General features: G+C 45.3%; 26 protein-coding genes and 1 other annotated feature. Of the genes, 4 read left to right on the forward strand and 22 right to left on the reverse strand.

What is annotated here, in order from left to right:
• Window positions 1-17 precede the first annotated feature (17 nt).
• The 6 genes from spoIIIAE to NSQ55_RS21490 form a co-directional block, all read right to left on the reverse strand.
• On the reverse strand, window positions 18-1250 hold the full coding sequence (gene spoIIIAE, locus NSQ55_RS21465) for a stage III sporulation protein AE (RefSeq protein ID WP_036682845.1): 1233 nt from the start codon (window positions 1248-1250) through the stop codon (window positions 18-20).
• Window positions 1251-1294: 44 nt separating this feature from the next.
• On the reverse strand, window positions 1295-1684 hold the full coding sequence (gene spoIIIAD / locus NSQ55_RS21470) for a stage III sporulation protein AD (RefSeq protein ID WP_036682847.1): 390 nt from the start codon (window positions 1682-1684) through the stop codon (window positions 1295-1297).
• A gap of 7 nt (window positions 1685-1691) precedes the next feature.
• A complete protein-coding gene (gene spoIIIAC, locus NSQ55_RS21475; protein ID WP_036682849.1) occupies window positions 1692-1895 on the reverse strand; it encodes a stage III sporulation protein AC in 204 nt (67 codons plus the stop codon).
• Window positions 1896-1908: 13 nt separating this feature from the next.
• Window positions 1909-2427 carry a stage III sporulation protein SpoIIIAB gene (spoIIIAB, locus tag NSQ55_RS21480; RefSeq protein ID WP_076104383.1) on the reverse strand — a complete coding sequence of 173 codons (519 nt, stop codon included), beginning with the start codon at window positions 2425-2427 and terminating at the stop codon, window positions 1909-1911.
• Complete coding sequence (spoIIIAA, locus tag NSQ55_RS21485) at window positions 2420-3421, reverse strand: stage III sporulation protein AA (RefSeq protein ID WP_076220015.1); 1002 nt, start codon at window positions 3419-3421, stop codon at window positions 2420-2422. The genes spoIIIAB and spoIIIAA overlap by 8 nt, the downstream gene beginning before the upstream one ends.
• Before the next feature lie 82 nt (window positions 3422-3503).
• Complete coding sequence (locus tag NSQ55_RS21490) at window positions 3504-3746, reverse strand: YqhV family protein (protein ID WP_036683194.1); 243 nt, start codon at window positions 3744-3746, stop codon at window positions 3504-3506.
• Between the two features lie 323 nt (window positions 3747-4069).
• Here NSQ55_RS21490 and NSQ55_RS21495 point away from each other — a divergent pair, with 323 nt between their 5' ends.
• The gene (locus NSQ55_RS21495; protein ID WP_081387084.1) at window positions 4070-4936 is read left to right on the forward strand and encodes a YitT family protein; all 867 of its coding nucleotides are present in this window, start codon (window positions 4070-4072) and stop codon (window positions 4934-4936) included.
• Window positions 4937-5070: 134 nt separating this feature from the next.
• Here NSQ55_RS21495 and NSQ55_RS21500 read toward each other — a convergent pair whose 3' ends face one another.
• The 5 genes from NSQ55_RS21500 to NSQ55_RS21520 form a co-directional block, all read right to left on the reverse strand.
• Complete coding sequence (locus NSQ55_RS21500) at window positions 5071-6324, reverse strand: aspartate kinase (RefSeq protein ID WP_036682855.1); 1254 nt, start codon at window positions 6322-6324, stop codon at window positions 5071-5073.
• 193 nt (window positions 6325-6517) lie between these two features.
• The gene (locus NSQ55_RS21505) at window positions 6518-7066 is read right to left on the reverse strand and encodes a dihydrofolate reductase family protein (RefSeq protein ID WP_339169020.1); all 549 of its coding nucleotides are present in this window, start codon (window positions 7064-7066) and stop codon (window positions 6518-6520) included.
• A gap of 147 nt (window positions 7067-7213) precedes the next feature.
• Window positions 7214-7771, reverse strand: a complete 558-nt coding sequence (gene efp, locus NSQ55_RS21510; protein WP_038572538.1) for an elongation factor P — start codon at window positions 7769-7771, stop codon at window positions 7214-7216.
• Window positions 7772-7817: 46 nt separating this feature from the next.
• On the reverse strand, window positions 7818-8888 hold the full coding sequence (locus NSQ55_RS21515) for a Xaa-Pro peptidase family protein (RefSeq protein WP_036682862.1): 1071 nt from the start codon (window positions 8886-8888) through the stop codon (window positions 7818-7820).
• Window positions 8889-8962: 74 nt separating this feature from the next.
• A complete protein-coding gene (locus NSQ55_RS21520; RefSeq protein ID WP_036682865.1) occupies window positions 8963-9454 on the reverse strand; it encodes a YqhR family membrane protein in 492 nt (163 codons plus the stop codon).
• Between the two features lie 156 nt (window positions 9455-9610).
• On the opposite strand from NSQ55_RS21520, the gene NSQ55_RS21525 reads away from it, so the two are divergent.
• Both NSQ55_RS21525 and NSQ55_RS21530 read left to right on the forward strand, forming a co-directional pair.
• Complete coding sequence (locus tag NSQ55_RS21525) at window positions 9611-10609, forward strand: DUF1385 domain-containing protein (RefSeq protein ID WP_036682868.1); 999 nt, start codon at window positions 9611-9613, stop codon at window positions 10607-10609.
• A gap of 7 nt (window positions 10610-10616) precedes the next feature.
• Window positions 10617-10955: a hypothetical protein gene (locus NSQ55_RS21530; protein ID WP_339169024.1), complete on the forward strand. Its 339-nt coding sequence runs from the start codon at window positions 10617-10619 to the stop codon at window positions 10953-10955.
• An 87-nt stretch (window positions 10956-11042) separates the two neighbouring features.
• Here the strand turns inward: NSQ55_RS21530 and NSQ55_RS21535 are convergent, their stop codons facing one another.
• The 3 genes from NSQ55_RS21535 to mntR form a co-directional block, all read right to left on the reverse strand.
• On the reverse strand, window positions 11043-11972 hold the full coding sequence (locus tag NSQ55_RS21535) for a patatin-like phospholipase family protein (RefSeq protein WP_076193098.1): 930 nt from the start codon (window positions 11970-11972) through the stop codon (window positions 11043-11045).
• Between the two features lie 88 nt (window positions 11973-12060).
• Window positions 12061-13743, reverse strand: coding sequence for a family 10 glycosylhydrolase (locus tag NSQ55_RS21540; RefSeq protein WP_076193095.1), 1683 nt, complete (start codon window positions 13741-13743; stop codon window positions 12061-12063).
• A 262-nt stretch (window positions 13744-14005) separates the two neighbouring features.
• Window positions 14006-14431 carry a transcriptional regulator MntR gene (mntR, locus tag NSQ55_RS21545; protein ID WP_036682880.1) on the reverse strand — a complete coding sequence of 142 codons (426 nt, stop codon included), beginning with the start codon at window positions 14429-14431 and terminating at the stop codon, window positions 14006-14008.
• Window positions 14432-14624: 193 nt separating this feature from the next.
• Here mntR and splB point away from each other — a divergent pair, with 193 nt between their 5' ends.
• Window positions 14625-15701: a spore photoproduct lyase gene (splB, locus tag NSQ55_RS21550; protein WP_076184169.1), complete on the forward strand. Its 1077-nt coding sequence runs from the start codon at window positions 14625-14627 to the stop codon at window positions 15699-15701.
• Here the strand turns inward: splB and NSQ55_RS21555 are convergent.
• The 8 genes from NSQ55_RS21555 to NSQ55_RS21590 all read right to left on the reverse strand — a co-directional run bounded on the left by NSQ55_RS21555 (window position 15698) and on the right by NSQ55_RS21590 (window position 25231).
• Window positions 15698-16411: a cytochrome c biogenesis protein CcdA gene (locus NSQ55_RS21555; protein WP_076302716.1), complete on the reverse strand. Its 714-nt coding sequence runs from the start codon at window positions 16409-16411 to the stop codon at window positions 15698-15700. The genes splB and NSQ55_RS21555 overlap by 4 nt on opposite strands.
• Window positions 16412-16547: 136 nt before the next feature.
• On the reverse strand, window positions 16548-17351 hold the full coding sequence (locus NSQ55_RS21560) for a metal ABC transporter permease (protein WP_036682884.1): 804 nt from the start codon (window positions 17349-17351) through the stop codon (window positions 16548-16550).
• A gap of 345 nt (window positions 17352-17696) precedes the next feature.
• Window positions 17697-18446 carry a metal ABC transporter ATP-binding protein gene (locus tag NSQ55_RS21565; RefSeq protein WP_036682888.1) on the reverse strand — a complete coding sequence of 250 codons (750 nt, stop codon included), beginning with the start codon at window positions 18444-18446 and terminating at the stop codon, window positions 17697-17699.
• 34 nt (window positions 18447-18480) lie between these two features.
• Window positions 18481-19479, reverse strand: coding sequence for a zinc ABC transporter substrate-binding protein (locus tag NSQ55_RS21570; protein ID WP_076277679.1), 999 nt, complete (start codon window positions 19477-19479; stop codon window positions 18481-18483).
• Between the two features lie 205 nt (window positions 19480-19684).
• Window positions 19685-21697: a methionine--tRNA ligase gene (gene metG, locus NSQ55_RS21575; protein WP_339169033.1), complete on the reverse strand. Its 2013-nt coding sequence runs from the start codon at window positions 21695-21697 to the stop codon at window positions 19685-19687.
• A 48-nt stretch (window positions 21698-21745) separates the two neighbouring features.
• Window positions 21746-22006, reverse strand: a binding site (T-box leader).
• A 40-nt stretch (window positions 22007-22046) separates the two neighbouring features.
• Window positions 22047-22310 (reverse strand): membrane protein insertion efficiency factor YidD, encoded by a 264-nt coding sequence (gene yidD, locus NSQ55_RS21580; protein ID WP_036682893.1) that lies wholly within the window; start codon window positions 22308-22310, stop codon window positions 22047-22049.
• A gap of 2 nt (window positions 22311-22312) precedes the next feature.
• A complete protein-coding gene (locus tag NSQ55_RS21585) occupies window positions 22313-22774 on the reverse strand; it encodes a transcriptional repressor (RefSeq protein ID WP_036682896.1) in 462 nt (153 codons plus the stop codon).
• 219 nt (window positions 22775-22993) lie between these two features.
• Window positions 22994-25231 (reverse strand): copper amine oxidase N-terminal domain-containing protein, encoded by a 2238-nt coding sequence (locus NSQ55_RS21590; RefSeq protein WP_076303980.1) that lies wholly within the window; start codon window positions 25229-25231, stop codon window positions 22994-22996.
• Window positions 25232-25498 lie beyond the last annotated feature (267 nt).

The following is a 25498-nucleotide window of genomic DNA, read 5'->3' on the forward strand; positions in this document are numbered from 1 at the left end:
CTAAAGGTTTTGTTGCTTCACCTCATCATTACGGTCAAATTGCCCGCAGTCAGCATGATCGTAACCGCCATAAAAAACATTAAGGAAACAGCAGCCAAAGCAGCGAATACGTACACCATGCTTTTTCCAATCGTCTGGAGACAGACTACAATCGGTGTCTCTCCCAGCGGCTGCATCACAGCGGCGGCTATGTTGTAGATAAGGGCAAGCACCAGGATTTTGATTGCCGGAAAAGCACACAGGAACAATATGATAATGACACCCGATAACCCGATCGCATTCTTCACCAGCAGTGAAGCTGAGATTACTGTGTCTGTGGCATCCGCGAACATTTTGCCGATGACCGGAACAAAATTCCCTGTAATATATTTAGCGGCCCTAATGGTGACCCCATCCGTTACTGAGCTTGTTATCCCTCGAACGGAAATTACACCTAGGAACACAGTTAGCAGTACACCTAACAGTCCAGCACCGATGTTTCGCAGCAGGTTAGCCAGCTGGGTTAGTTTATATTTCTCTGACAATGCGCTGACCAGATGCAGCACTGCCGAGAAGAAAAGAAGCGGAAAAACAAGGGTGTGGATCATGGTGCCAACCGTATGAATCATAAAAACAATTAACGGATGGGTGACGGAGACCGTAACGATATTCCCCATCGAAGCCAGCAGCGCGAACAGCAGTGGAATCATCGCCATCATGAAATCGATCATCCGATCGATAGCATCCTTTGCATAACCAATAGCGATATTGAAGCTGTTCACGGCAATTACCAGCACCACCATATAACAGAGCGTATAAGCGACCTTACTGACCGTTTTTCGCTCAAAAGCGGTTTGCAGCGTCTCCAGAATCATGCTGAGCACACTGATCATCACAATCGTCACGAGCAGCTTTCCGTTGTACAGCACCTCATGCCACATAAAGCCTAGAAGCCCAGATAACACACCCTTCAAGCTGAGCCCCTTATCTCCTGGAAGCAGCATGTCCATTAGCGTGGGTGTGGCCCCGTCCGGGAAAAAACCACCATAATCCTTCATCAGCTGATCCCAGTACGACTCGACTTTATCTTTTGGCAAATTATTCACCTGGCTCTTGACCCACTGGTCTACCGGGGAGGAACTGCCGGATTCTGGTGTTGAGGAAGCTTGCACACTCTGAGCTGTACCTGCAAACCATAGAATGAAAAAGAATGGAAGCAGCAGCAGTATTATTTTTAGTTTTGGAGGACGGAAAACACTGCGCTCTTGCATAATTTCTCCTCCCGATTCGTTGCTCAGCTCTCTTTACGATTGCTTTAAGCAGGCAGTAGTTTCATGACGGTTTCGATAATGATGCTGATGATGGGTACGGCTAGTACCATAATTAGCACTTTGCCGGCGAGTTCTATTTTGGAAGCAATCGATTCCTGACCGGCATCTCGTACAATCTGTGCACCGAACTCCGCGATATAGGAAATGCCGATGATTTTGAAAACAGTCTTCAAATAAATCATTTCCATCCCCGATGACTCAGCCACCCGCTCCAGTGTAGAGAGGATCATTCCGATCTTGCCGATGAGAAACATAAAAATTAGAATTCCTGTTGTAGTAGCAAGAAGGAAGGCGAACATCGGTTTTTGTTCCTTCAGTACGAGAATCAATATGGTCGATATCAGCCCAATCCCAACAACTTGAATAATCTCCATGGCACGCCTATTGAAAAAGAAAGATCGTTTTTATTTCCTGCAGCAACCCGTCCAGCATACGAATCACCATGAACAGCACGACTACGAACCCGATCACGGTGACCCAATGTGCGAAATCCTCTTTTCCCATCTGTTTGAGCACCGTGTGTATCATGGCGATAATTATGCCAATGCCGGCAATTTGAAAAATCGCATTGACTTCAATATTCATTCCTGGCACCTCGCTAAAAGATCAAAATGACGATCAGTACTCCAAGCAGCAGACCCAGGCTTTTACTTAACTTTTCATATTTGCCTTGATCCTCTCTGGCCACCGACTCCTCCTGCTTCAATTGCTGCAATGCTAACGCGATATGAGTGCTCTGATTCGACCTATCGCTTGTGCCGAGAGTACAGCTGAGCTGGCGAAGAATCTCTCTTTCTGTCCCCTTCATAGCGGTAGACTTCCAATATGCTTCCATCGCCCGCTGGATGGCATCCTGGGCGCTTCTGTCATAGGGAGGGCTCATCTCCTCCGCTGTTTTGACAAACAACGATTTCAGCGGGTCCTTCGACTGATTCCCAATCCGCCGCATGGCTTCCGGCAGTGGGGTGAAGCCGTACATGATCTCTGTTTCCAACCGCTGTAGTGCTGCTATTAAACCTCTGATATGTCTGGGCCTGTCTGCATATTGACGAGCAAACTGGAGACCTGCAAGCGTACCAGCCACCACAATGAGCACAGCACCGAACAGCTTAAGCATGCAAATCACCACCTAGTCGATCCCCGGGAGAGATAAGCAGCATTCCTCTTTTCTGGCCATCCAGAATACGAAACGTGAGGCCTGCTTCTGAACGATGGAGTATGACATATCTCTCGAACATCTTTTGTTCCAGCAGTCCTCCAAGACCCGGCCTACGAGCCAACTCTGTTACATCTTTTCCGTGAGCGGAAGCAATGACAGATATTCCGGCATGCAGTGCCTCGGTAACTGCTTCGGCATCTTCAGGACGCCCAATCTCATCCGCGATTAATACCTCTGGCGATAGCGACCGGATCATCATCATCATGCCTTCTGCCTTGGGACAGCCATCAAGAACATCAGTCCGCGGACCCACGTCAAAAGCGGGAACACCACGCCGGCTGCCAGCAATTTCAGACCGTTCGTCAACAATTCCCACCTTCAGCCCCGGTCTAATCCCTTCGCGCTTGCCCAATTCCCCTAAGGAGATTTGTCTTGCAAGATCGCGGAGCAGGGTAGTCTTGCCATGTTGTGGAGGGGAGAGAATCAAGGTGTGCATCATTCGCTGCCGCCCCTTGTCCAGTAAATAAGGCAGCACTCCATCTGCGATTCCAGGTACTTCTCGAGCAATACGGACATTAAAGCCAGTGATATCACGAAGATGCTCTACACCTCCGCCACTCAGTACTGTCCGGCCAGCAAGTCCTATCCGATGACCGCCGGGAATCGTAATAAATCCTTTTCTCAGCTCTTCTTCCATCGTATATAGCGAATGGTTGCTGATCAGGTCTAGCAGTCGATGAGTGTCTTCCCGATCCGGCTTGTAAGCTTCTTCAGGCCTCTGCGTCAAACTGCCATTCACTCTTAGAAAGTGATATTTACCAGAGTAGTTAATTTCCAGCGGACGACCTTCACGGACACGAATCTCCTCCACCATTCCTAGCAGCGGAAGGGGAAGGCACTTTAACAGCGCTCTTACTTTTTCAGGAAACAATTGCAGCCAATCATCTGCCATACAAAGTACCCCCAAGCTGTCCTCTACTTAATTGCTTTATTCCATATTTATGCTTGTACGCGCCCAATATGCCTATCATCTATCATTTTTTCAAAATCCCGATTAAGAGAAAGGCTACACCGCAGCCCACCCAGCCTAATTTGCTCCATGACAGCTGCTGTGCCATCCCAGTCAGACCAATAGCTGTCGTCAATATCAATATGGTCGGGCCTACCAAAGCCAGTCCAGAATTGACAGCCAGCGCCTTATCGACCTGATTTAATCTGAGCATTATCAGCGCAGCTATAATCTCTGCACTGCCCGAGAACAACCGCAGAGTCGCCATCCAGCTTACATACTTGTCCAATCTACTCCACTCCTTTTACTAATTCATTCATACCAAAAGAGATCTGAGGCTTGTTTAGCTTTCTATTATTCATGGATATGCGTGGCTTTTTCACTTTAGACAATGAGAAATGACAGATTTGCAGATCAGACTGTGAAAGAATTCATAGTGAGTGGGTTCATAAATAAATATAATCAGTACGATAAAATAATTTTTACGAACGCCTTCATCTGTGGTATCCTTTTTAATTGGAAATATAGTGAGTTTATATTTTCAAAAAAAGGCAAACTAAAAAGACATAAGAAAAAGAGGGGATTTGTGTCATGCACGTACGAAATTACGGGCTACCGCTCAGCATGCGGTCCGTAGTCAGACCAGTAAGAGAAGCGGCAATCATTATTTTTTCAGCTTTTTTAGTCGCCGCAGGGATGAGATTATTTCTAATTCCTCATCAACTGCTAAGCGGCGGGGTAGCAGGGGTGGCTTCAGTCATCGGGTATGTAACTAATCCGAAGTACATCTCAATCATTTATTTTGCGATAAACCTTCCTGTTCTGATCTGGGGATTTATTGCAGTGGGGAAAAAGTACATCTTACTAAGCATGCTTTCCGTTTTAGCTACCACCTGGTTCATGACAATTATTCCTGCGGTGAAAGTGACCAAAGACCCGATTTTGGCTAGTATTTTTGGCGGCGTAATTATTGCTGGCGGGGTTGGATTTTCTCTCCGTGCCGGGGGTTCATCTGGAGGATTTGATATATTAGGCTCGATTATTACACGTAAGCGGGATATTCCTATTGGGAATGTACTCTTCGTAATGGATGGGCTCGTTATTCTGAGTTTAGGCTTCTTTAAAAGCTGGGACTCAGCCTTATACGCTATGCTCTGTATTTTTGTGAAAAGCAGAGTGGTTGATATGATTCATATTCGTCATGTTAAGCTAACCTGCTTCATTGTTACCAAGGAACGGGATAAAATGCTGAATCGTCTTAGAGAGCTGCCTCATGGCATCACAGTAGTCAACGCAGAGGGCGGTTACAGTCACGAGGGCAATACAATGCTGATGACCGTAACGACCCGCTATGAGCTGTCAGAGCTGCGTAAGACTATCCTTGAGACGGATCCAAGCTCTTTCGTCAATGTACTTGAGACTGTTGAAATTCTAGGCCGGTTTAGACGTTTAGGATAAATACCCATATAGATGTAAAAAGGAACGCTGCATTCAAACCTGCAGCGTTCCTTTTCATTTATTGCTGATGCCCAAAAAGGAGACCCCGTAGCTAAATAGCTGTAGGATCTCCCTTTTTATTGATTGAACGGCTCTTAACGACGATCCTTAGGACCACCAACAAAGGCCTGCTCAGTTGTATCCAGATTATAAGCGGTGTGAAGCGCCTGAATGATCGATGGCAAATTGCCGGATTCGATTACACAAGAAACCTTAATCTCAGACGTGCTGACCATCTTAATGCTTACGCCCTCTTGGGAGAGCACATCAAACATTTGAGCCGCAACACCAGGATGGCTAACCATACCCGCGCCAACAATAGAAACCTTAACGAGGTTATCCTCGGACGTTACTTCACGGTAAGGTAAAGTTTTATGGATTTCTTTAATGACTTCCTTCGCACGGTCCAGTTCATCAAGTGAAACTGTAAATGAGAAGTCAGCCTGTTCATTCTGCACACCACTTTGCACAATGATATCTACGTTTACGCCTTCTTCAGCCAGCTTGCCGAAGACTTGAGCGAGTACACCCGGTACATCAGGTACTCCTAGAATACTGACACGCGCTACATTCTTATCATAAGCAATCCCACTAACTACGACACCTTGCTCCATGCTTGCTTCCTCCTTCACAACAGTACCTTCATTATGATTAAAGCTCGATCTAACGACCAGCTTAACTTGATGACGCTTAGCATACTCCACTGCACGCGGATGTAGTACCGCCGCTCCCAGATTGGCAAGCTCTAGCATCTCATCGTATGAGATTTCGTTCAGCTTGCGGGCTGTTTTCACAATGCGTGGATCTGTAGAATAGATACCATCAACGTCGGTATAAATCTCACATACATCTGCTTGAATAGCAGCCGCAAGGGCTACAGCTGTCGTGTCCGATCCTCCGCGGCCCAGGGTAGTGATCTCACCATCCAAAGTCATCCCTTGGAAACCGGCAACGATAACGATCTGTTCGCGTTCCAAAGACGCTACTACACGGTGTGGATCAATATCATTGATACGAGCTCTACCGTGGGTTTCGTCTGTACGGAACCCGGCCTGCCATCCTGTATAAGATACTGCATTCCGCCCGATCCCATGAAGAGCTATGGACAAAAGAGCAACGGAAATCTGCTCTCCTGTTGTCATCAGCATATCCATTTCACGTGCAGGCGGCTGCCCGTTTAATTGCTTCGCCGTATCGATCAAATCATCTGTTGTATCCCCCATAGCAGATACAACTACAACGCAGCGATGTCCCTCATCCTGCTTGTCTGCGATGCGCTTGGCAACACGTTGCATGCGTTCTGTGTCGCCGACGGAGCTGCCTCCGAATTTCATAACATAAAGTGACAAAGTCCCACTCACTCCCCATATCGGTCTATGTAGTTGCTTCTAATCGGTTTCCCGCTTTAAACCAGTATAATACGAAAATAGCGTAATGCGTTAATGATTTCATTAAAAAATTATTGATTTTCCAGAAGCTAACAAAAAGATAAGGTCAGCTTCAAGACACTAGCTGACCTCATTTCACTCGTCTTCCAGTTTTTTATTGAGAAGCTGGTCGATAAGTCAAGGCCATCACTCCAGAACTGAATCTTTTGGAGTCCACTAGCTCCAACGTCTTCTCTTCACCAACGTTATCGAACAGGCGCTGACCGCTACCCAGCAGAATCGGGAAGACCAGAAGCTGATATTCATCGACAAGGCCAAGCTGCATCAGGCTCTGCGCAAGCGTACGACTGCCAAAAACGAGAATATCTCTCCCCGGCTGTTCTTTCAGCTTGGACACCTCTTGAACAAGATCGCCCTTGAGCAAGCTTGAATTGCTCCATGTTGTTTCTTCGAGAGTTGTGGAGACGACGTACTTAGCGTATCCATTCATCATTTCACCGTACTCACCTGTCTGCTCAACCATATTTGGCCAAGCCTCTGCAAAACCTTCGTAGGTTGTCCGTCCTAACATTAGAGCGTCAGCAGCTTTCAGTTCAGCAAATTTGAAATGCTCCTGTTCTTCACTTCCGAATGAGAAGGTCCATTGTGGATTTTCCATAACACCATCAAGGGATATGAACTCAGATATAATTAATTTTCTCATATGCGCCTCCTTCTAATCCTTTAATTCGTAAGTATAACATTCCACACCCATACTGTTCCTCATGCATCCTCGTTTATATACCAAAAACCCCCCACCGTAATAACGGGGGAGGCTGATTGGTTATAAGTTCGGCAAGTATGATGCTTCCTACGCGCGGGAGATATATTTACCTTCGCGAGTATCAATAAGCAGCACATCTCCTTCATTGATGAACAGAGGAACTTGTACAGAATGACCTGTTTCAAGCTTGGCCGATTTAGTAGCGCCTTGAGCAGTATTTCCCTTCACACCTGGCTCAGTTTCAACAACCTTCAGCTCTACGCTGGTAGGCAGGTTAATCCCAAGGATTTCACCTTGGTAACTGATGATGTTTACAGTCATGTTCTCTTTAAGGAAGTTCAATTCCCATTCAAGCTGCTTGCTGGACAATTCGAATTGGTCATAAGTTTCGTTGTCCATGAAAGCATGCTCCGATCCGCTTGCATACAAATATTGCACGCCACGGTTCTCAATAATAGCACGGCCAATAGTTTCACCAGCACGGAAAGTACGCTCAACAGTGTTACCATTGCGCAGGTTTTTCAGCTTAGAGCGAACGAACGCAGCACCTTTACCTGGTTTAACGTGCTGGAAATCAAGAACGGTAAAAATATCACCGTCCACCTCTACGGTCAAGCCTGTCTTAAAATCGTTTACTGAAATCACTAAAAATCCCTCCTGAATTCGATAATTAAACTACTACTTTTCTTACTTACAGTACTGTATATTCTTTGGACGAATGGGTCAGCAGCGATATTCCGCTCTCGGTGATCACAATATCGTCTTCAATACGTACTCCGCCAATCCCCGGCAAATAGATACCTGGTTCTACAGTAACGACCATTCCCGGCTGCATGATATCGTCACTCAGCTTGGACAAACGCGGCCATTCATGAACTTCCATTCCAAGTCCATGACCCGTGCTATGTCCAAATTGATCACCATATCCGTAGCTAGCGATGATATCACGTGCCAGTGCATCACATTCCCGTCCAGTCATACCCGGTTTGATATGTGCCAACGTATGTAGCTGAGCTTCCAGCACAATATCATAGATTTCTTTCAGCTTCGGATCTGGAGCTCCGAGTGCAATGGTACGAGTCACATCTGAGCAGTATCCATCGAGTAATGCGCCGAAATCAAGCGTAATAAATTCATTACCTTGAATTACACGGCTGCTTGCTACGCCATGCGGCATGGACGAACGTTCACCTGAAGCAACAATCGTATCAAACGATGACGCAGTTGCCCCGTGGGTACGCATATAGAATTCCATTTCCAAATCGACGTCTCTTTCAGTCATGCCTGGTTTGATCACATTCAGAATATGATTGAATGTAGCATCAGCCAGATCAGCTGCACGTTGCATAACAGCAAGCTCTTCAGCATCCTTGAACATACGGAGGTCTTCCACGGCTTTGGAAACTGGAACTAACACTGCCGGCTTAAGGGCTTCCGCATATGAGGTATAAGCGCTGAATGAGACATCATCCTGTTCGAAACCAACACGTACCTCACTGCCTGTTGGCAGCAACTCGCGTACTGTATCAATAAATTTAGGACCATGCTCTACAACCTTAACTCCTACCGCTTGATCCGCAGCCTGTGTCATGTACCTGAAGTCAGTTAGCAGATAACAATCATCGCTTGTCACCAATACATAACCGGACGATCCGGTAAATCCACTTAAATAGCGGCGGTTATAACCGCTGGTTATCAACATTGCTTCCAATCCTTTATCCTGCAAAACCTTACGCAGCTTGGAGACGCGCTCGTTACCCATTTTCATTCTCCTCTCGAAATAGCCACATTGTATTTTAACATAGGGATATCCCCTTGAGAAGTTTTTTCGAGCCGTTAGGCAAGTGCAGTCGCTTGCTCACGCTTTCGTTCGTCGGTATACTCAATCGCCGCTGTGTATCCAATGAACATCCCCCAAAGTAAAAAAAGGCAGAACTCACTAATCACAGTGTTCCACGGCAGCTTAAAAGGCGGCTGCATAAGAAACATTTGCGAGCCGGGAATAAATATAACTACCCACCACAAAACACCATAAACCAATCCTGGCCAAGGTCCCTTCAGCTTGCGCAGAATAAGCACATATAGCAGTGAGGCTATCACTGAAAATAAGATGAAAAACAAATAACCCACGAGATGTCCATACATTGTTGTCAGAAAAGTATGTTTAAAAAACGGCTCTGCTAAATAACCAGGACTAACCTTGGTAAAGCTGAACCAGTAGATTAACCAGTGCAGCCCTCCCCAAATCAAACCTGCGAAAAAACCTAATTCGAGCGCAAAAAACCAAATATTAGTATGATCTGATTGTTGTTGATGTGATTTGCTCATAGAATTGCCTCTCTTTCCGTATTTTTAATAACGATTTGTCTCTCCTTGTCCATATAAGGTAGTATGTGCAGCAAAAGGCGATCCAACTAGTAATGTCTTCAAAAATTAGTTACAATGTATTATATAAATCATATTAATTACGGGAAGGTGAATTGGTTGTCCCAGGAAACTCCCAGCTATGGCGGCCAAGCCGTCATTGAAGGCGTCATGTTCGGCGGCAAGCATATTAATGTAACAGCCGTGCGACGAAAGAATCAGGAGATTACATTTTTGGAGGTGCCAAGAAGCGATAAGAGCTGGGTCACTAAACTGCGCAAGATTCCGCTGCTTCGCGGCCTTGTCAGTATTATAGATGCCAGCGCCAAAGGCTCTAAGCACTTGAACTATTCGGCTGAATCCTATGCCGAAGATGAATTGGAACCCGAAGAACTGGCGAAAGAGAAAGCTAAGCCGAAGAAAAAGGACGAAGGCTGGAGCCTCGGAATGATTTTTGGCGTTGCTGTAATGGGTATTCTCTCCTTCTTATTCGGAAAGCTCATTTTTACGCTTGTACCAGTATTTGTCGAAGATTTTTTATTCAAGAATGCATTTGATAACTATGTACTGCACAACCTCATAGAAGGCGGCATTAAAATGGTTCTCTTGCTGGTCTATTTATGGGCGATTTCGCAAACACCTGTGATCAAGCGGCTATTCCAGTATCACGGTGCGGAACACAAAGTCATCAGCGCCTTTGAAGCAGGCGAAGAGCTGACTGTCCAGAACGTTCAGAAATACAGCCGTCTGCATTACCGCTGCGGAAGCAGTTTTATGATGCTGACGATTATCCTCGGCGTTATTATTTACTCCGTAGTCCCCTGGGATAATCTTTGGGAACGTGTGATCCAACGGATTATTCTGCTGCCTGTCGTAATCGGTGTTTCGTTTGAGGTTCTGAAGGGTACCAACGCAGTAAGAGAAATTCCAGGTCTCAAATACTTGGGATACCCTGGACTATGGCTGCAGCTGCTCACTACCAAAGAACCAAAGGATGATCAGGTAGAAGTATCCATCGCCTCTTTCAATCGTATGCGTGAGCTTGATGCAGAGATTGAAGCCAGAGGATATACGGAGGCAAGTGTGTCAGGCGGCATATTGGATCCTGCGAAAGGATGAGTGTCCTATGATCAGGCATGCTTTAATTTTTTGGATTTCAGTAATTCTTGCAACATTCGGTTTTGTGATTGGAGTCTTGACTGAGCCTTTCTATACGCTGTCGAAGCTGATTCTCCCCTTAGTACTGTTAGCGATTATCTATTATGCTTACAAAATGGGACCAGGGAAATACGCTCGCAGCAGTAATGGATCTAGAATCAAAGTCAAACCTTCGCAGAAAACCATGACCAAGGTTGCTGGGATTCGCAAGACACAAGCAGCACCAGGCAAACGTAAAAGTTATCCCTTCCAAGTCATCGAAGGAAATAAAGGGAAAAACGATGATCAGCTTCCGAAGTACCATTAACTAAATAAAAACAAACACCAAAAAGCATCTCCACGTTTCAAAATAACGTGTGGGATGCTTTTTTTCTGATATTATAAAGCTTGCTTGTTATCTGGGGCGCCACTCCTTAAAGAAGTCTTCCCCTGCCTTCAGTCCGGCGGCATACAATTCGTCGCTTTGCATCTTCGTAATATTAAATTGCGTCGTGCCTATACCAAGCGTTGGGATGGTTACCGTGCGGACATATTTATCATCTTCAATATATTTCTCATCATGAGCAGACAGCATGGTGCTTACCATAGCTTGCAGCATACTGAACGGTCCCCTAATCCTGTGGGGCTGCGGGTCGGTTTTACCTACTGTTTGATACCCTACCGTAGGGATTCTTCTCCCCGGCACTTTACTATTCTCATTCATCCCGTCAAATAGCCATAAAGGAAAATTGCTTAATAACCCTCCATCCACAACGTATACAAATTGCTCAATAAAAGACTTCCCTCTAGCAGATTGTCCATTTAACCTGAGCATCACTGGATCAAAAAAATAAGGAATACTGCAGCTCATGCGCACAGCCTTAGCCACCTCAAAATGTTCAGGAGAGATTCCATACTGTTCCAACCCATCTGGTAAGACCAATATCCGGCCATTGGTAATGTCGGAAGCAATTATAGATAGTTTGCCTGGAGGCAGATCACGAAAAGTGATAATTCCCTTTTTTAGCAAAAGCGATCTCATCCACGATTCCAAGGCTTCACCCGAATACAATCCCTTCTTCAATAACACTCGCAGTGCAGGACCTACCCAAGCCGTATTATAGATGGGAGCTCGCTTCATAAACGATGAAAAAGAAGTTCCTTGGATCATCCGACTCATTTCCTCACCTTCATAACCCGCAGCCAGTAAAGTCGCTACAATTGCGCCTGAGGAGGTTCCAGCGACCTTTTTAAAGGTTCGCCCCGCCCTTTCCGTGGCTTCAACTGCTCCAGCGAGAGAAATCCCTTTTACTCCCCCTCCTTCAAACACAGCGTTAATCTCCATACACAAAAATCCCCCGTTTCCCATAGATTCTATTGCTTATCTATGAGCACGGGGGAGCATTCATGACTCCTTATCTAGAACAGTTATCTTATTTAGACTGAAAATAAAAGGTCAGCAAATTTGATAATCCAAACGGATTGCGGACAACAATGTCATTTGCTCTGAACATAATACTGCCTGCAACCTCTTTATATTTCTCATTATACTTAAGCTGGTTGATGATTTGGTCGCCACTTTGCCATTCTGCTTTCTGGTCACTTGCTCCAACCTTATAAGCAGCTTGTCCAATATAGAGCTTAACATTCGTATTCTCTACCTCTTTAACCCACCAATCTACTAGCTTATCATAACGGGCAGTGCTAAAGGACAGACTCCAATAAATTTGCGGTGCTACATAGTCAATCCAGCCTTGCTTGATCCATGTCCGAACATCGGCGTACATATCGTCATAAGCGGTAACTCCAGCTGTGGTATCCGAACCTGTGCTGTCTTTTTTGATATTACGCCATACACCAAACGGACTAATTCCATAAGAAACCTTCGGTTTCACCTTATGAATCTGTTCTCCCAATTGACGGACGAATTCATTAATATTATCGCGGCGCCAATCCGCCTTAGAGGACAGGTTCTTCGTGTTATAAGTCTTATAAGCAGTATCATCGGCAAAAGATACACCTGAAGGATAGAAATAATCATCCAAATGGACACCATCTACATCATAGCCTTTGACGACCTCCAACACTGTATCGATAATGTGCTGGCGGGCTGCTGGGATCCCTGGATTGATGTATTTTTTACCTCCGGCGTCTACAATCCATTCCGGATTTGACTTAGCCACATGATTACTTGCTAATGCGGATGTAGAAGCATCTGTTGTCGCGCGGAATGGGTTGAACCATGCATGGAACTGCATACCGCGTGAATGTGCAGCGCTGACCATATAGCTCAACGGGTCATAACCCGGATTTTTTCCTTGGGTGCCGGTCAGCACCTTAGACCAAGGAACTAGAACAGAAGGGTACAGGCTGTCTGCTGAGGTTCTAACCTGTACAAAAACAGCATTAAAACCAACAGCTTTTAGCTTGTCCAGCAGATTATCAAATTCTTGTTTTTGTTTCGCTTCGTTACCTGCAGAAGCTACTGAAGGCCAGTCCAGATTAAATACTGTAGAGATCCAGGCTCCCTTCATCTCCTTGTTAGCCGACGCACCAGGAATACTTGGAACTGTTGGCGAGGTCGGTTTTGGAGTCGCTGTAGGGGTTGGGGTCGGCGTAACGACTGGAGTCGCTGTAGGTACTGCTGGTGTTTCCGGATCAGCAGCCTGCGGCGGCTCTGTATTAGAGTACAAAGAAATATGTTTGGTAGCCTGATCCCAGATAACCTGTAACCCCAATTGCTCACTTACAAAACGAAGCGGCACCATAACCCGTCCCTGCTTAATCTGTACTGAGGTGTCGAGGGCTACAGAAGCATTATTAACTAATGCACTTTTCTGGCCACTGGTCAGCTTGATCTCTGTATCTCCTTGCGTGATTGTTACTGTCTTACTGCTTTGATTCCAAACTACTCCAGCATTCAACCCTTTACTAATGACGCTAATTGGCACCATCGTTACATTCGAAGCTGTGATATACGGCGGCACATCGCTTGCCAGCGCCTCGCCATCCAGTTCAATGGTAATCTGCACAGCTGCCGCACGTGCCCCAGGAGACCATAAAGGCAGAAACAATACTAATACTAGCAATCCCAACATCCATTTACGATAATTCATAATTCCTCCCCAAATCTAAATAATATGTATCCTATAAAAAAAGAAAAAACGGATCAATCCTCCAAGTTGATGTACCGATTCCACCCTTCAAAAGAGCGGTATCAGTCTCAGCCAGAAAAAGGACTTATCCGTTTTGACGCTAAAAACTGGGAAAGGTTGCACTAAACAAAATAGAAACGGCTATACCATCAAGTAGTTTATGCTCACCAAAGCCTTGCTGGGCATAACTTTAAGGACGGTATCCGTTTCGGGAAAAAACATTTCAAGAATCGCTTGCCAGTTCATTGTGAATAGCATATAAAGTCTGCAGACGTTCTTCATCGCGGCGGAAATATTCCACCAACGTTTCGATACGTGTAATCGAATCCCAACTCAGGTGGTGCTCGATCCCTTCAACATCATTATAGATAAATTCCTGCTGTACTCCGATCAAACCGAGGAATTCTTCCAATAGTTGATGACGATCAACAAGACGTTTCCCTACTTTTTTCCCTTTGTTGGTTAGGACAAGCCCACGATATTTCTCATAGATGAGATATTCGTCCTTATCCAGTTTTTGGATCATCTTGGTCACAGAGGAGGGGTGTACTTCCAGTCCCTCGGCAATATCCGAGACCCGCGCATAACCTTTCTCATCAATGAGCTTATATATGCGCTCCAAATAATCCTCCATGCTGGGTGTTGGCATTAAAATTTACCTCTTTTCTATAATGAACCTGGCGCCGAGCCAAACCTTGCTCTAACAATGATACATGTTTCTAACGCCCCTTGGCAAGTCCTTCAAGAGAACATGGGGAGGAGTTACCCATGATTGCCATGCTTCTAATGAGACTCAGTTAGGCATAATAAACGTACTCATCTTTCAGAAGGAGCGTGAATTCATGACTATAGTGACACCTGAGACCCCTCCCGTAAAGAGAACCAGAAAAGCTACAGCCCTTTTTGTCCCCGAGCTTGTTTTCTTCGAGCCGGATGCTTTAAATTACCCGAAAGGTGAACGAATCATGGAATGGGTGAAGGCTAACAATATTCCCTATCGCATGACTACATCGCATAACCGTATAATGAATTTCCCGGGTGACACAGAGGTCGAGCAATATAAAATTGCCAAAAGAACACTTGTAGTCGGCCTGCGCAAAACCTTAAAGTTTGACCAATCCAAACCCTCCGCAGATTATGCAATTCCGATCGCAACTGGCTGCATGGGCCACTGCCATTATTGTTATTTGCAGACTACTTTAGGGGCAAAGCCTTACATTCGTGTATATGTAAACACCGATGACATCATTGACGCCGCAAAAAAATATATCGAGGAGCGCAGCCCTGAAATCACGACATTTGAAGCAGCCTGTACCTCAGATCCGTTAGGTCTGGAGCATATTACCGGGTCTCTTTCAGAACTCATCACATTCATGGCAGCGGAGCCCCTTGGCCGCCTGCGCTTTGTGACCAAATACCAACATGTTGAACCCCTACTCGATTTGCAGCATAACGGACATACCAGAATTCGTTTTAGCGTGAATGCTGACTATGTGATCAAAAATTTCGAGCCTGCTACCTCGCGGTTTGAAGAGCGAATTGAAGCGGCTGGAAAGGTTGCCCGCGCCGGCTATCCACTGGGCTTCATCATTGCCCCAATTATTTGGTATGACGGCTGGCAGGAAGGCTATGCGGAGCTACTGGCCAAATTAGCCAAGACCCTTCCGCCAGAAATCGGAAAAGGTCTAACCTTTGAAATGATTCAGCACCGATTCACCAAAACAGCCAAGACTGTAATTGAGAAACGTTACCCGAAATCCAAACTAGAAATGGACATGGAGAAACGCAAAAAGAAATGGGGCCGCTGGGGACAGAACAAATATGTCTATCCGGATGAACAGCAAACCGCCCTGCGAGAATTTATCACAGAGCGGATTTTCGAGCATTTTCCGGAAGCAGGTATTGATTACTTCACCTAAAAAATCAGCCAATCCGGCGTTATTCCTTGTAGCCACACTGTGATCCGGAACATTTGATCCGTGAACAGCAAAATACCCATAAATACCATAAGGACGCCGCCAATCTTCATCAGCAGATTCGAATACTTGAGGATACGCTTCACTCCGCCTAGGAAAAAGGCTAAAAGAAAAAATGGCAAAGCAAATCCGATGCTATACGCGGTAATCAATGTAAACCAAGTGCCCGGGTCGCTTGCCGAAAGAGCAATAATTGCCGTCAAAATCGGCCCGATACAGGGTGACCAACCCGCAGAAAAACCAATCCCGAAAATAAAGGAGCCCACATAACCCGCCGGTTTCCATTTTAAATCAAGCTTACGTTCGCGAAGTAAAAACTGCGGCTGAAAAATCCCAAGCAAAAACAAACCCATTACAATAATTAGAATCGCCGACAATTGCCGGATCAGATCACGCTGGCCATTAAAGAATTGCCCGAATAACCCAGCCCCAAAACCAAGTGTGTAAAAAACTGCAGAAAAACCTAATATAAATGCCAATGTATGAGTTAGGGTGCGTATACGAACCTCTTTAGAGTTGCTGCCTGATTTTAATTGTTGAACGGATAACCCGGTAATGTACGATAAATAAGAGGGGTACAGCGGTAAACAGCATGGCGATATAAACGATGCCACCCCTGCGGCTAAAGCAATTCCTGCATTGATATTAGACAAAATAGCGGCTCTCCTTCCGGCATTCGAGTCACTTCATGGAGCTGCTTATGGCTCCTTTTTTTCGCTTATCGTCCTTACAAGGACACCGAAGGCGTTTATGCTTGCCTAATGCGATACCGATTACTTAATTCGCTGTTTATGCTGGCAAACCCTTTTTACCGATCAAGGTTAATACCAATAATGATATGAGCAAAAGCACAATAGTTGCACCGGGAGCCAAATTCCAGACTCCAGCTACCACTAGTCCACCTACAACGGCAATCTCCGAAATAATAACCGCCAGGATGACCGAGGATTTAAAGCTACGGGATAGCAATAAGCTGATTGCAACCGGAATAGTCAACAAAGCAGATACCAACAGCGAGCCTACGATCTTGATGGCTGTGCTAATCACAAGTGCTGTCAGAATGGTGATCAGCATGTTAAGCAGTTTCACCGGAAGCCCGCTTACACTTGCTGCATCCTCTTCAAAGCTAAGCAAAAAGAACTCTTTAAAGAACATCGAAACTACCACTACAACAGCTATAGTCACTATGCCTACAACGATCAAATCGGTATTATCGAGCGTATAAATGCTGCCGAACAAATAACTCATTACGTCCGCATTATACCCTTTTCCTAAGGTGAAAAAGAGTGAAGCCAACGCCACTCCGCCTGACATTATAATGGCAATCGACAGCTCCGCATAACTCTTATAAGCCTTGCGAAGCTTTTCAATCGCGAAGGACGCTACCACTGCAAAGATAAGGCCTGCGCCCAGCGGATAAAATCCTGTTAGAAAACCGAGTGCCACCCCCGCTATAGTAACATGAGCCAGCGTATCTCCGATCATGGATAATCGTCTAAGCACAAGAAAAACGCCTATAAGCGGCGCTGTTATACCAATCAGCAGTCCGCCCGCAAGCGCCCGCTGAAAAAAATCGCTAAATAGTATTTCCAACTTAAACTCTCCTTCTTTCGGAACCTTTTCGAACCATTCGAACATTAAAAACCTTTTTCAAACCTTTTTCGATCCCTCCCAAACCCTCCCTTCCAAGGGAGGGCCCCAAGGGCTCTGCCCTCTGGACACCCGTTAAGTGCAACTAGCGTAGGAGTTAGTGTTACTGAACATAGTTAGGTTGGGGAAAGATCGCTTTCGTCCCTAGAGGGACACGCTTGCAGACTGGCGGTGCCTAGATACGAAAAAGATTAAGATCAACTAGGATTGAGTCCCCGACTTCCACACTCACACACTATGTATAGCTCTAATCGCAGAGAAAGCTACGATTCAGAGTTTGATTATGACTTAAGAGAGCGTGTGCTGCAGGTTCTCTTCTGTGCAATTCTGGAGATCATGTGAGTGGCGGGAGTAAAAGTTGATTTTACCATTCGTCTGCACGGGCTCATGACCTAAATAATTTTTGATCATGTCGATATCATGTGACACCATCAGGAAGGTCATATGATGATGAGCATGCATATGCGTAATTAATTCAAAGAATCCCGCTTGTGATTCGGCATCAATACCCACGGTAGGTTCGTCCAAAATCAGCAGGTCAGGATGGTTAATCAGCGCCCGAGCCAGAAAAACACGCTGCTGCTGACCGCCTGACAACTGGCCTACTCTTTTCTCCGCGATATCTTGTATCCGCATGACTTCAAGTGCATCCTCACATTGACGATGCTGAGCCTTAGATACTCTGCGGATCAGATTCTTGTTATTATATAGACCTGACAGAACTACTTCACGCACCGTTGCTGGAAACAATGGGTTGAAGGCATTCTTTTGCGGAACATACCCGATCCGTTCCCAGTCTTTAAACTTGCGGACAGGCGTTCCGAATAATTTAATTTCACCAGAGCTCGCTGGAAGCAAGCCGACGATCATTTTCATCAATGTTGTTTTACCAGCACCATTAGAACCAATGATACCAAGGAAATCTCGTTCTCTTACACTATAGTTAAGATTCGATATCACCTTCTGTTCCCCATATGAAAAAGAAAGATCCTGTATATCGATGATATGCTGATGGCAGTCCAAGGATACCGATTGCATGCTTAAGTACCGCCTTTCCCTTATACTTTCCTTATTATTGTAAGGCCATAATCAGATTTTGCAAATTTTTCTCCATCAGAGTGAAGTAATTGTCGCCGTTCTTCTCTTGCTCCGCAGTAAGTCCCTCTACCGGATTAAGCACCATAGTGGAAACGCCCGCTTCGGCGGCCAGAGTCTTAGCCAGTTTATCGGAGACAAGCTCTTCAAAAAAGATATACTTAATCCCTTCATCTTTTACCATTTTCGCAAGCTTCACTAAATCCTGTCCGCGCGGCTCAGCGTCTGGCGAAAGTCCCATAATCGCATGCTGATCCAATCCATAGTCACGGGCAAGGTAAGAAAAAGCCTGATGCGATACTACGATCTTATGGTTGGGCAGCTTAGCAAGCTCCTCTTTGAATTTACTGTCTAACGCCTGCAAACGTTCCGCAAGCTTATTGTAACGCTCTTCATAACCTTCTTTATGCTCAGGATCCACGGACTGAAGGCTTTCTTTAATATTCTGAGCCATGACAATGGCTGATTTTGGACTTACCCAAGTATGCGGGTCTGTATGCAGGCTGTCTCCAGAGGCATTACTGTTATGATCCGTGTCCTCATTTTGATGAGACTCTTCCTCACTTGCCCCATGATCATGCCCGTCATCTTCATCGGTCATGATATAATCAATACCTTGACTTACTTCAACCGCCTTAACTTTACTGCTGCTATCAAGGCCTTTTAAAAAGTTAGGAACCCAGCCTTCTAAGCCTGCACCGTTATATAGAAATAGCTGTGCCTTAGAAGTGTTGATAATGTCTTGACTGCGCGGTGTCCAATCATGTGGCTCCACACCCACTGGAAGCAGGTTAATAGCATTGATATCTTCCCCGCCAATCTCCTTAGCAAACTCGTAAATAGGATAAAAGGTTGTAACTACATTTACTTTCCCTTCAACTATACTTCCACTGCTCTTAGGTCCGCATGCACTTAGTGTAAATACCAGTACCAGTGCAAGGACGAGCAAACTTATACGCGATTTCATTGCCGCCATTATATTGATCTACCCCTCAAATCGTAAATTTTACTATTAGTAGTATAATAGTAATCGTTACGATAAGTCAACAAAGAAACCTAACTCAGAAGAAAGGACGATATCCTCCTTTATAAAAAAGGAATGCTCCCACAACCAACCCGGCTGAAGGAGCATTCCCTTGTTCAAGCAAATCTCATTAAAAAATTTCTACAACAGTATTGTCTTATTTCACTACTGCTCCGTTTGGCATGCTGTCCGGCACGGTAGCGATCGTTAGCTGGTCACCTTTAGAAGCCGCCAAAATCATCCCTTGGGACAACTCCCCACGCAGCTTCACCGGCTTAAGGTTTACGATACAGATCACTTTACGTCCCACCAGCTCTTCCGGTGTATAGAATTTCGCGATACCAGAAACCACTTGACGTTGTTCATAACCCAGATCCAGTTGCAGCTTCAGCAGCTTGTCAGCTTTTTTCACTGGCTCTGCAGCAATAACCTGAGCTACCCGCAGCTCTGCTTTAGCGAAATCGTCAATGCCGATTTCCTCTTTATGCTCTTCCACTGGCTCGGAGTCCGCAGCAGCAGGAGCAGCCGCTTCCGCCACTTCAGCCGCAGCTTTACCAGCGCCCATAGCCTCGGCAATATAAGCTACCTCTTGCTCCACATCTAGACGTGGAAAGATTGGATTGCCTTTCACCAGCTTTGTTCCTGCCGGAATCAGGCCAAAGGTCTTACCGCTATCCCAAGTCGTTAACTCACCAGGCTCAATACCCAGCTGTTCCCAGATCTTCGCTGGTGTTTGTGTCAAGAACGGCTGCAGCAGGATTGAAGCGGTACGCAGACCTTCCACCAGATGTCTCATCACAGAAGCCAGCTCGGCGGTTCTATTTTCATCTTTGGCAAGCACCCAAGGTTGTGTCTCATCGATATATTTGTTGGTGCGGCTAATGAATATTCCGATAGCTGTCAGCGCCACGGAGAACTCCATTTTTTCCATAGCTTCTTCTACTTTGGCATAAGTATTCTCAGCCGCAGCTTGAAGCTCACCATCAAATGCTGTTACATTTCCTTCATATGCCGGAATCTCGCCTGCAAAATACTTTTCAACCATAGCCCCTGTACGGTTCAACAGGTTACCAAGGTCGTTGGCAAGATCATAGTTAACCCGGTCTACAAAGCTTTCCGGTGTGAACGTGCCATCCGAACCAAACGGTACTTCGCGCAGCAGGTAATAACGCAATGCATCCAAGCCATAACGATCAATCAGTGTCACAGGATCAACTACGTTACCTTTAGATTTCGACATTTTTCCATCTTTCATGAGCAACCAGCCATGGGCAAATACCTTTTTCGGAAGGGGTTCACCAAGCGCCATCAGAATGATCGGCCAGTAAATCGTATGGAAACGAACGATTTCTTTACCAACGATGTGTACATCCGCAGGCCAGAACTTGTCATACAAGGTCCGATCCTCGGAACCATAACCCAGCGCAGTAATATAGTTAGTCAAAGCATCAATCCACACGTACACGACATGCTTCTCGTCGCCCTTAACTTTTACGCCCCAATCAAAGGTTGTACGGGAAACTGCAAGGTCTTCCAGTCCGGGTTTGATGAAATTGTTAATCATTTCGTTCTTACGGGATTCCGGCAAAATAAACTCTGGATTCTCCTCGTAAAATTGCAGCAAACGATCCGCATATTTACTCATCCGGAAGAAATAACTTGCTTCCTTCACCAGCTCAACCGGGTGGCCGCTATCTGGGCTTTTTGCACCAGTAATCACGCCGTTATCATCACGCACAATATCAACTAATTGCGTTTCTGTGTAAAATGTTTCATCTGGGATACTATACCAGCCTTCATATTCACCTTTATAGATGTCTCCTTGCTGCAGCAACCGATCAAAAATATCCTGTACCACTTTTTTATGACGCTCTTCCGTAGTACGGATGAAGTCATCGTTCGAAATGTCCAGCTTACGCCATAGCTCCTTAATACCAACAACAATGTCGTCTACGAACTGCTGAGGGGTCTTTCCTGCTTCCTCTGCCTTCCGCTCGATCTTTTGTCCATGTTCGTCTGTACCGGTTAGATAACGCACTTCGTAGCCGCGCAGACGTTTGTAACGGGCCATTGCGTCTCCTGCCACGGTTGAATAAGCATGTCCGATATGTAGCTTGTCACTTGGATAATAAATTGGTGTCGTTAGGTAAAACGTTTTTTTCTCACTCATTCAGTAATCATCCTTTCTTATTAAAAAAACAAAAAACTCCCGCCCCCATAATGGGGCGAGAGTATAACTCACGCGATACCACCCAAATTTCCTGTCTCTTCACAGAGCGCAGGCTTCGCCAGTTCCCTCGCGGGAACTGTCCATTAACGCTGGATCACGCTGTTATCTTACGTGAACCACAATTGCAGTTCTCGCTCGAACACAGTTCCTCCCGGACCATATTCAATCTAACGCTCCATACCGGATTTCAGCATATTCCGGCTCTCTGTAATGGACGTAACGATTTACTTATCCGTTCTTCGGAATTCATACTATTACTTGTGAATATACCCAATGGTAAGGCCCCATGTCAAGTCGCAGGGGCAGAATCCTTCTCAGCAGATTCATCTTGAAGAGGCGGCACAGGATCAAGTCCTCCAGGATGAAAGGGATGACATCTGGCAATCCGCTTAGCTGCAAGCCATGAGCCTTTCAGTGGACCATGGACTTCAATGGCTTCCAGGGCATAGGCGGAGCAGGTTGGATAGAAGCGGCAGGTTGCAGGTTTAATAGGGGAAATGTACCTGCGGTACACCCGAATAGGCGCCTGAATCGTTCTGCGTAGGGTCACCATTTCTAAAGTCCCTTTTGTTTATCTGATGCTGCAACTAATTCTTCTTCCCGGTTCTCTTCACATTCTTTGCAATAACCGAACACCTCAAATTTATGCTTGACTACCCGGAATTGATCGGGTGTATCCGTTAAATTCATCGGGCAGAAATTAATCGGGTAGGTCTTTTGGCATTGAAGGCAGATCATATGATGGTGATGATCCTGATGATTGCAGCTTCCCTTGAACTTCACTCCGTCTTCAAAGACAATCTGTTCAAGCACACCAAGCTCTTCCATTACACGAAGATTGCGGTACACCGTATCAAAGCTAAGACCACTATACTTGCGGCCCATATGCTCATATACATCCTTCGCTGACAAATATCCCTTATTCTCGCCGAATAACTGGGCAAGCGTTTTGCGTTGGTCGGTGATTCGCAGTCCTTGCCCCGACATGACTTCTAATATTTGTTCTGTCGACAGCATACGCTCATCTCCCATAAGATCAGTTCATTTATATTTCACTCTCTTAATAATGCCCCAAAATAAATGCCCCGTCAATGAAGCACCATGAAGCACCCCTACGCAACCTCTGAATTATTATATTTAAACAAAAGCCCGGCTGCGTATTCCTTTACGGAATATTCAGCCGGGCTTTTATTGTAGATAATTCCCCAATAGAGCTTATAGGGATATTCCTATTTGTTATTTCTTTGCTGGAAGTGGAGTGATGAGGAAATTGACCGGCAAGTTACTGCCTGAGGCTGCTGTGAACAAAATCTCCACAGAACCGCCATACTCACCACTACGATAAACCACACTGTTCATGTCAGCGTTCGAGAGACTTCCCACGCTTGGCATATGCACGATTTGGTTATTAACCATAACCGGTCCCATATAGTTACCGCCACGTGGATTAAACGTAATCAATGAGTTTGGTGCAACATTTTCAAATCTGATCTTGTATAATACCCCGAAATTACCGGCATTGGAAGCTTCCGTACCTGCCATTGGGTCTACGCCAGCCAGGTTCTTATCACTGGAATTATCGCCTAGCAGAAGTTTTGCAGGAGTTTTTCCTACCTCATCGGTAACCGTGATAATACGAGTAGAATCTTCGTAAGTTCCCCGATTATGCACTCCGTCTCGATCCAGAACTGGAAGTGTTGGAAGTGTAGTCAGTGGATCTTTATTCGCATCAATCAACATGACGTTATAATCGATTGGATAATCACTAAATAAGTCCGCTTGAAGTGAAACAATTTCACTTGGTTTCATAGCAATTTGGTTTAGATCGGTCAGAATTGAGACACTTTCCCCTGGTTGCAGAACAATCGTTTTATAATGCTCATTTGTAAGCATAGATTTCCAATAACGTTCTACAGACATTTTACCAGTACCTTCAGGATATGTGCTTGGTCCTGCAAAGCCCACATATTCGGTTGTAAGCGTCGTTGGGTACAAATTGTTATTCGTAGCAATCACATACACTTTAGCTTTAATATTCAGGTTATTCTTGTGGTGAATCAAGAAGCGGGTTTTACCCAATGAAGTCTCACGGTAAGTAACACCTTCTGTATACACCGTTTCTGGGCTGTTGCTGCGAATTAGTTTATAAGGCTCGGAAGAAAGATTATAAGCTACTTGCTGCCAAGTCGGAACCATTGATCCATCGATGCTAAACACACTGCCCGGAGATGCAAATAATCTGTTGAAATCTTCTTTACTGTACAAGATTTCATCCGAAATATTAACGGTTTTCTCAAAGGTGCTGATCGCGCCGTGTGAATCTTTTACTTGGACCGCAATTGTCGCTGGACCCGGAGTAAAGAAAGCCTCGGCTTTGTTCGTCCAAGTTACGGTAATTTCATCACCATCAGGATCGCTACTTAGATCGGTATAAGTAATCATTTCACCCATCTTGTATGAATCCTTATCTGTAGTGAAATTAGCAACTGGAGGTGTATTAGGTTTAAGCACTGTGATGGTCATGGTGTAAGGATCACTCCACTGTTGATTCGCATCCATTACGGAATAGGTTACTACATAATATCCTGGTTGATCATAGATATCCTGCTTGTTACCTCCCCAGCTTTCATCCACAATAGCTACACCATTTGGTGACGAGCTGGAGGTTACGAAGGTCACTGGTTCACCGGCGTAAATTTCAGTTGGCACTGTGAAGGAAGCTTTAGGTTTGTTGTTTAATGTAAGGATTACTCGTTTTTGCACATTATCAACGGTATATGGAATGCCCAGTGCTCCAGTTATGGATGTCAATGGAACCATGAAAGTCCCCTTGTATTGGTAAGCTGGACCTTTCATTGTCTTCTTTTCACCATTAACTGTATAGACCTTGCTGTCGGTCTTAAAGCGCATAACGTCGCTTCCCTTGGTAACAATGGTTTCTTTCGTTTTATAATCATAAACGTATTTCACGCCTACACGTTCTACCATAGCCCGGATCGAAACGTAGGACACGCCGTTTTTCACTGCCATAGGCTGATTAGCTAAATATTCTTGGCCGTTCTGATACATTTTGTTGCTGTTCATCATAAGGATAAGTTGATTGCTAGCCGCAGCACGAGCACCATCTGTTGTTGTAGTAGGATCTGTAGTAACTCCAGGTGTTGCAGTTGGAAGCGGTGTTGCAGTAGGTGCAATTGTTGCTGTAGGTTCAACAGTAGCCGTAGGATCAACTGTCTCTGCAGGAATTGGAGTTGGTGTTGGTGTTGGTGACACTACTCCTCCTGGCGTCTCCGTCGGCAATGGCGGCAATGGATCGGTAGATTCTGGCATTACCTCCGGCGCAGCTGAAACGACTGTCCCAACTACAGTAGTATTACTTGGGGTATTATTGACAGCTTCAGCAAAAGCCGGCACTGCCGCGGCGGCCTGAGATACGGCCAAAACAGCAACTAACGTTAACTTTTTCAAATCCATGATATAACTCCTCTGCTCCTATTTGTAAATATAAGTAGGTCTCTGTCTTTTTCATACTCCTCTTATATTCCCCGCAAAATGCTGCCACCCACGGTAGGGCGGCAAAAAGCTTTTGCCACGATCGTCATAACAAACATAGTATTAGACGCATGCCACCATAAAAAGTTTCATTATTAAGTAAAGAAAGATTAACGCTGTATTAAATATTGTTGGACAACCACGCTGTTTCCCCTGAAAAAAATGAGATTTTTTCTATAAATATGTTTA

This window comes from Paenibacillus sp. FSL H7-0943 (assembly GCF_037963265.1).
GTDB lineage: Bacteria > Bacillota > Bacilli > Paenibacillales > Paenibacillaceae > Paenibacillus_AQ > Paenibacillus_AQ odorifer.

Coding starts and splice junctions, on each gene's coding strand:
- spoIIIAE (WP_036682845.1), bottom strand. CDS start 1,250: ATGCAAGAGCGCAGTGTTTTCCGTCCTCCAAAACTAAAAATAATACTG.
- spoIIIAD (WP_036682847.1), bottom strand. CDS start 1,684: ATGGAGATTATTCAAGTTGTTGGGATTGGGCTGATATCGACCATATTG.
- spoIIIAC (WP_036682849.1), bottom strand. CDS start 1,895: ATGAATATTGAAGTCAATGCGATTTTTCAAATTGCCGGCATTGGCATA.
- spoIIIAB (WP_076104383.1), bottom strand. CDS start 2,427: ATGCTTAAGCTGTTCGGTGCTGTGCTCATTGTGGTGGCTGGTACGCTT.
- spoIIIAA (WP_076220015.1), bottom strand. CDS start 3,421: ATGGCAGATGATTGGCTGCAATTGTTTCCTGAAAAAGTAAGAGCGCTG.
- NSQ55_RS21490 (WP_036683194.1), bottom strand. CDS start 3,746: ATGGCGACTCTGCGGTTGTTCTCGGGCAGTGCAGAGATTATAGCTGCG.
- NSQ55_RS21495 (WP_081387084.1), top strand. CDS start 4,070: ATGCACGTACGAAATTACGGGCTACCGCTCAGCATGCGGTCCGTAGTC.
- NSQ55_RS21505 (WP_339169020.1), bottom strand. CDS start 7,066: ATGAGAAAATTAATTATATCTGAGTTCATATCCCTTGATGGTGTTATG.
- NSQ55_RS21515 (WP_036682862.1), bottom strand. CDS start 8,888: ATGGGTAACGAGCGCGTCTCCAAGCTGCGTAAGGTTTTGCAGGATAAA.
- NSQ55_RS21520 (WP_036682865.1), bottom strand. CDS start 9,454: ATGAGCAAATCACATCAACAACAATCAGATCATACTAATATTTGGTTT.
- NSQ55_RS21530 (WP_339169024.1), top strand. CDS start 10,617: ATGATCAGGCATGCTTTAATTTTTTGGATTTCAGTAATTCTTGCAACA.
- NSQ55_RS21535 (WP_076193098.1), bottom strand. CDS start 11,972: ATGGAGATTAACGCTGTGTTTGAAGGAGGGGGAGTAAAAGGGATTTCT.
- NSQ55_RS21540 (WP_076193095.1), bottom strand. CDS start 13,743: ATGAATTATCGTAAATGGATGTTGGGATTGCTAGTATTAGTATTGTTT.
- mntR (WP_036682880.1), bottom strand. CDS start 14,431: ATGCCAACACCCAGCATGGAGGATTATTTGGAGCGCATATATAAGCTC.
- splB (WP_076184169.1), top strand. CDS start 14,625: ATGACTATAGTGACACCTGAGACCCCTCCCGTAAAGAGAACCAGAAAA.
- NSQ55_RS21565 (WP_036682888.1), bottom strand. CDS start 18,446: ATGCAATCGGTATCCTTGGACTGCCATCAGCATATCATCGATATACAG.
- NSQ55_RS21570 (WP_076277679.1), bottom strand. CDS start 19,479: ATGGCGGCAATGAAATCGCGTATAAGTTTGCTCGTCCTTGCACTGGTA.
- metG (WP_339169033.1), bottom strand. CDS start 21,697: ATGAGTGAGAAAAAAACGTTTTACCTAACGACACCAATTTATTATCCA.
- yidD (WP_036682893.1), bottom strand. CDS start 22,310: ATGGTGACCCTACGCAGAACGATTCAGGCGCCTATTCGGGTGTACCGC.
- NSQ55_RS21585 (WP_036682896.1), bottom strand. CDS start 22,774: ATGCTGTCGACAGAACAAATATTAGAAGTCATGTCGGGGCAAGGACTG.
- NSQ55_RS21590 (WP_076303980.1), bottom strand. CDS start 25,231: ATGGATTTGAAAAAGTTAACGTTAGTTGCTGTTTTGGCCGTATCTCAG.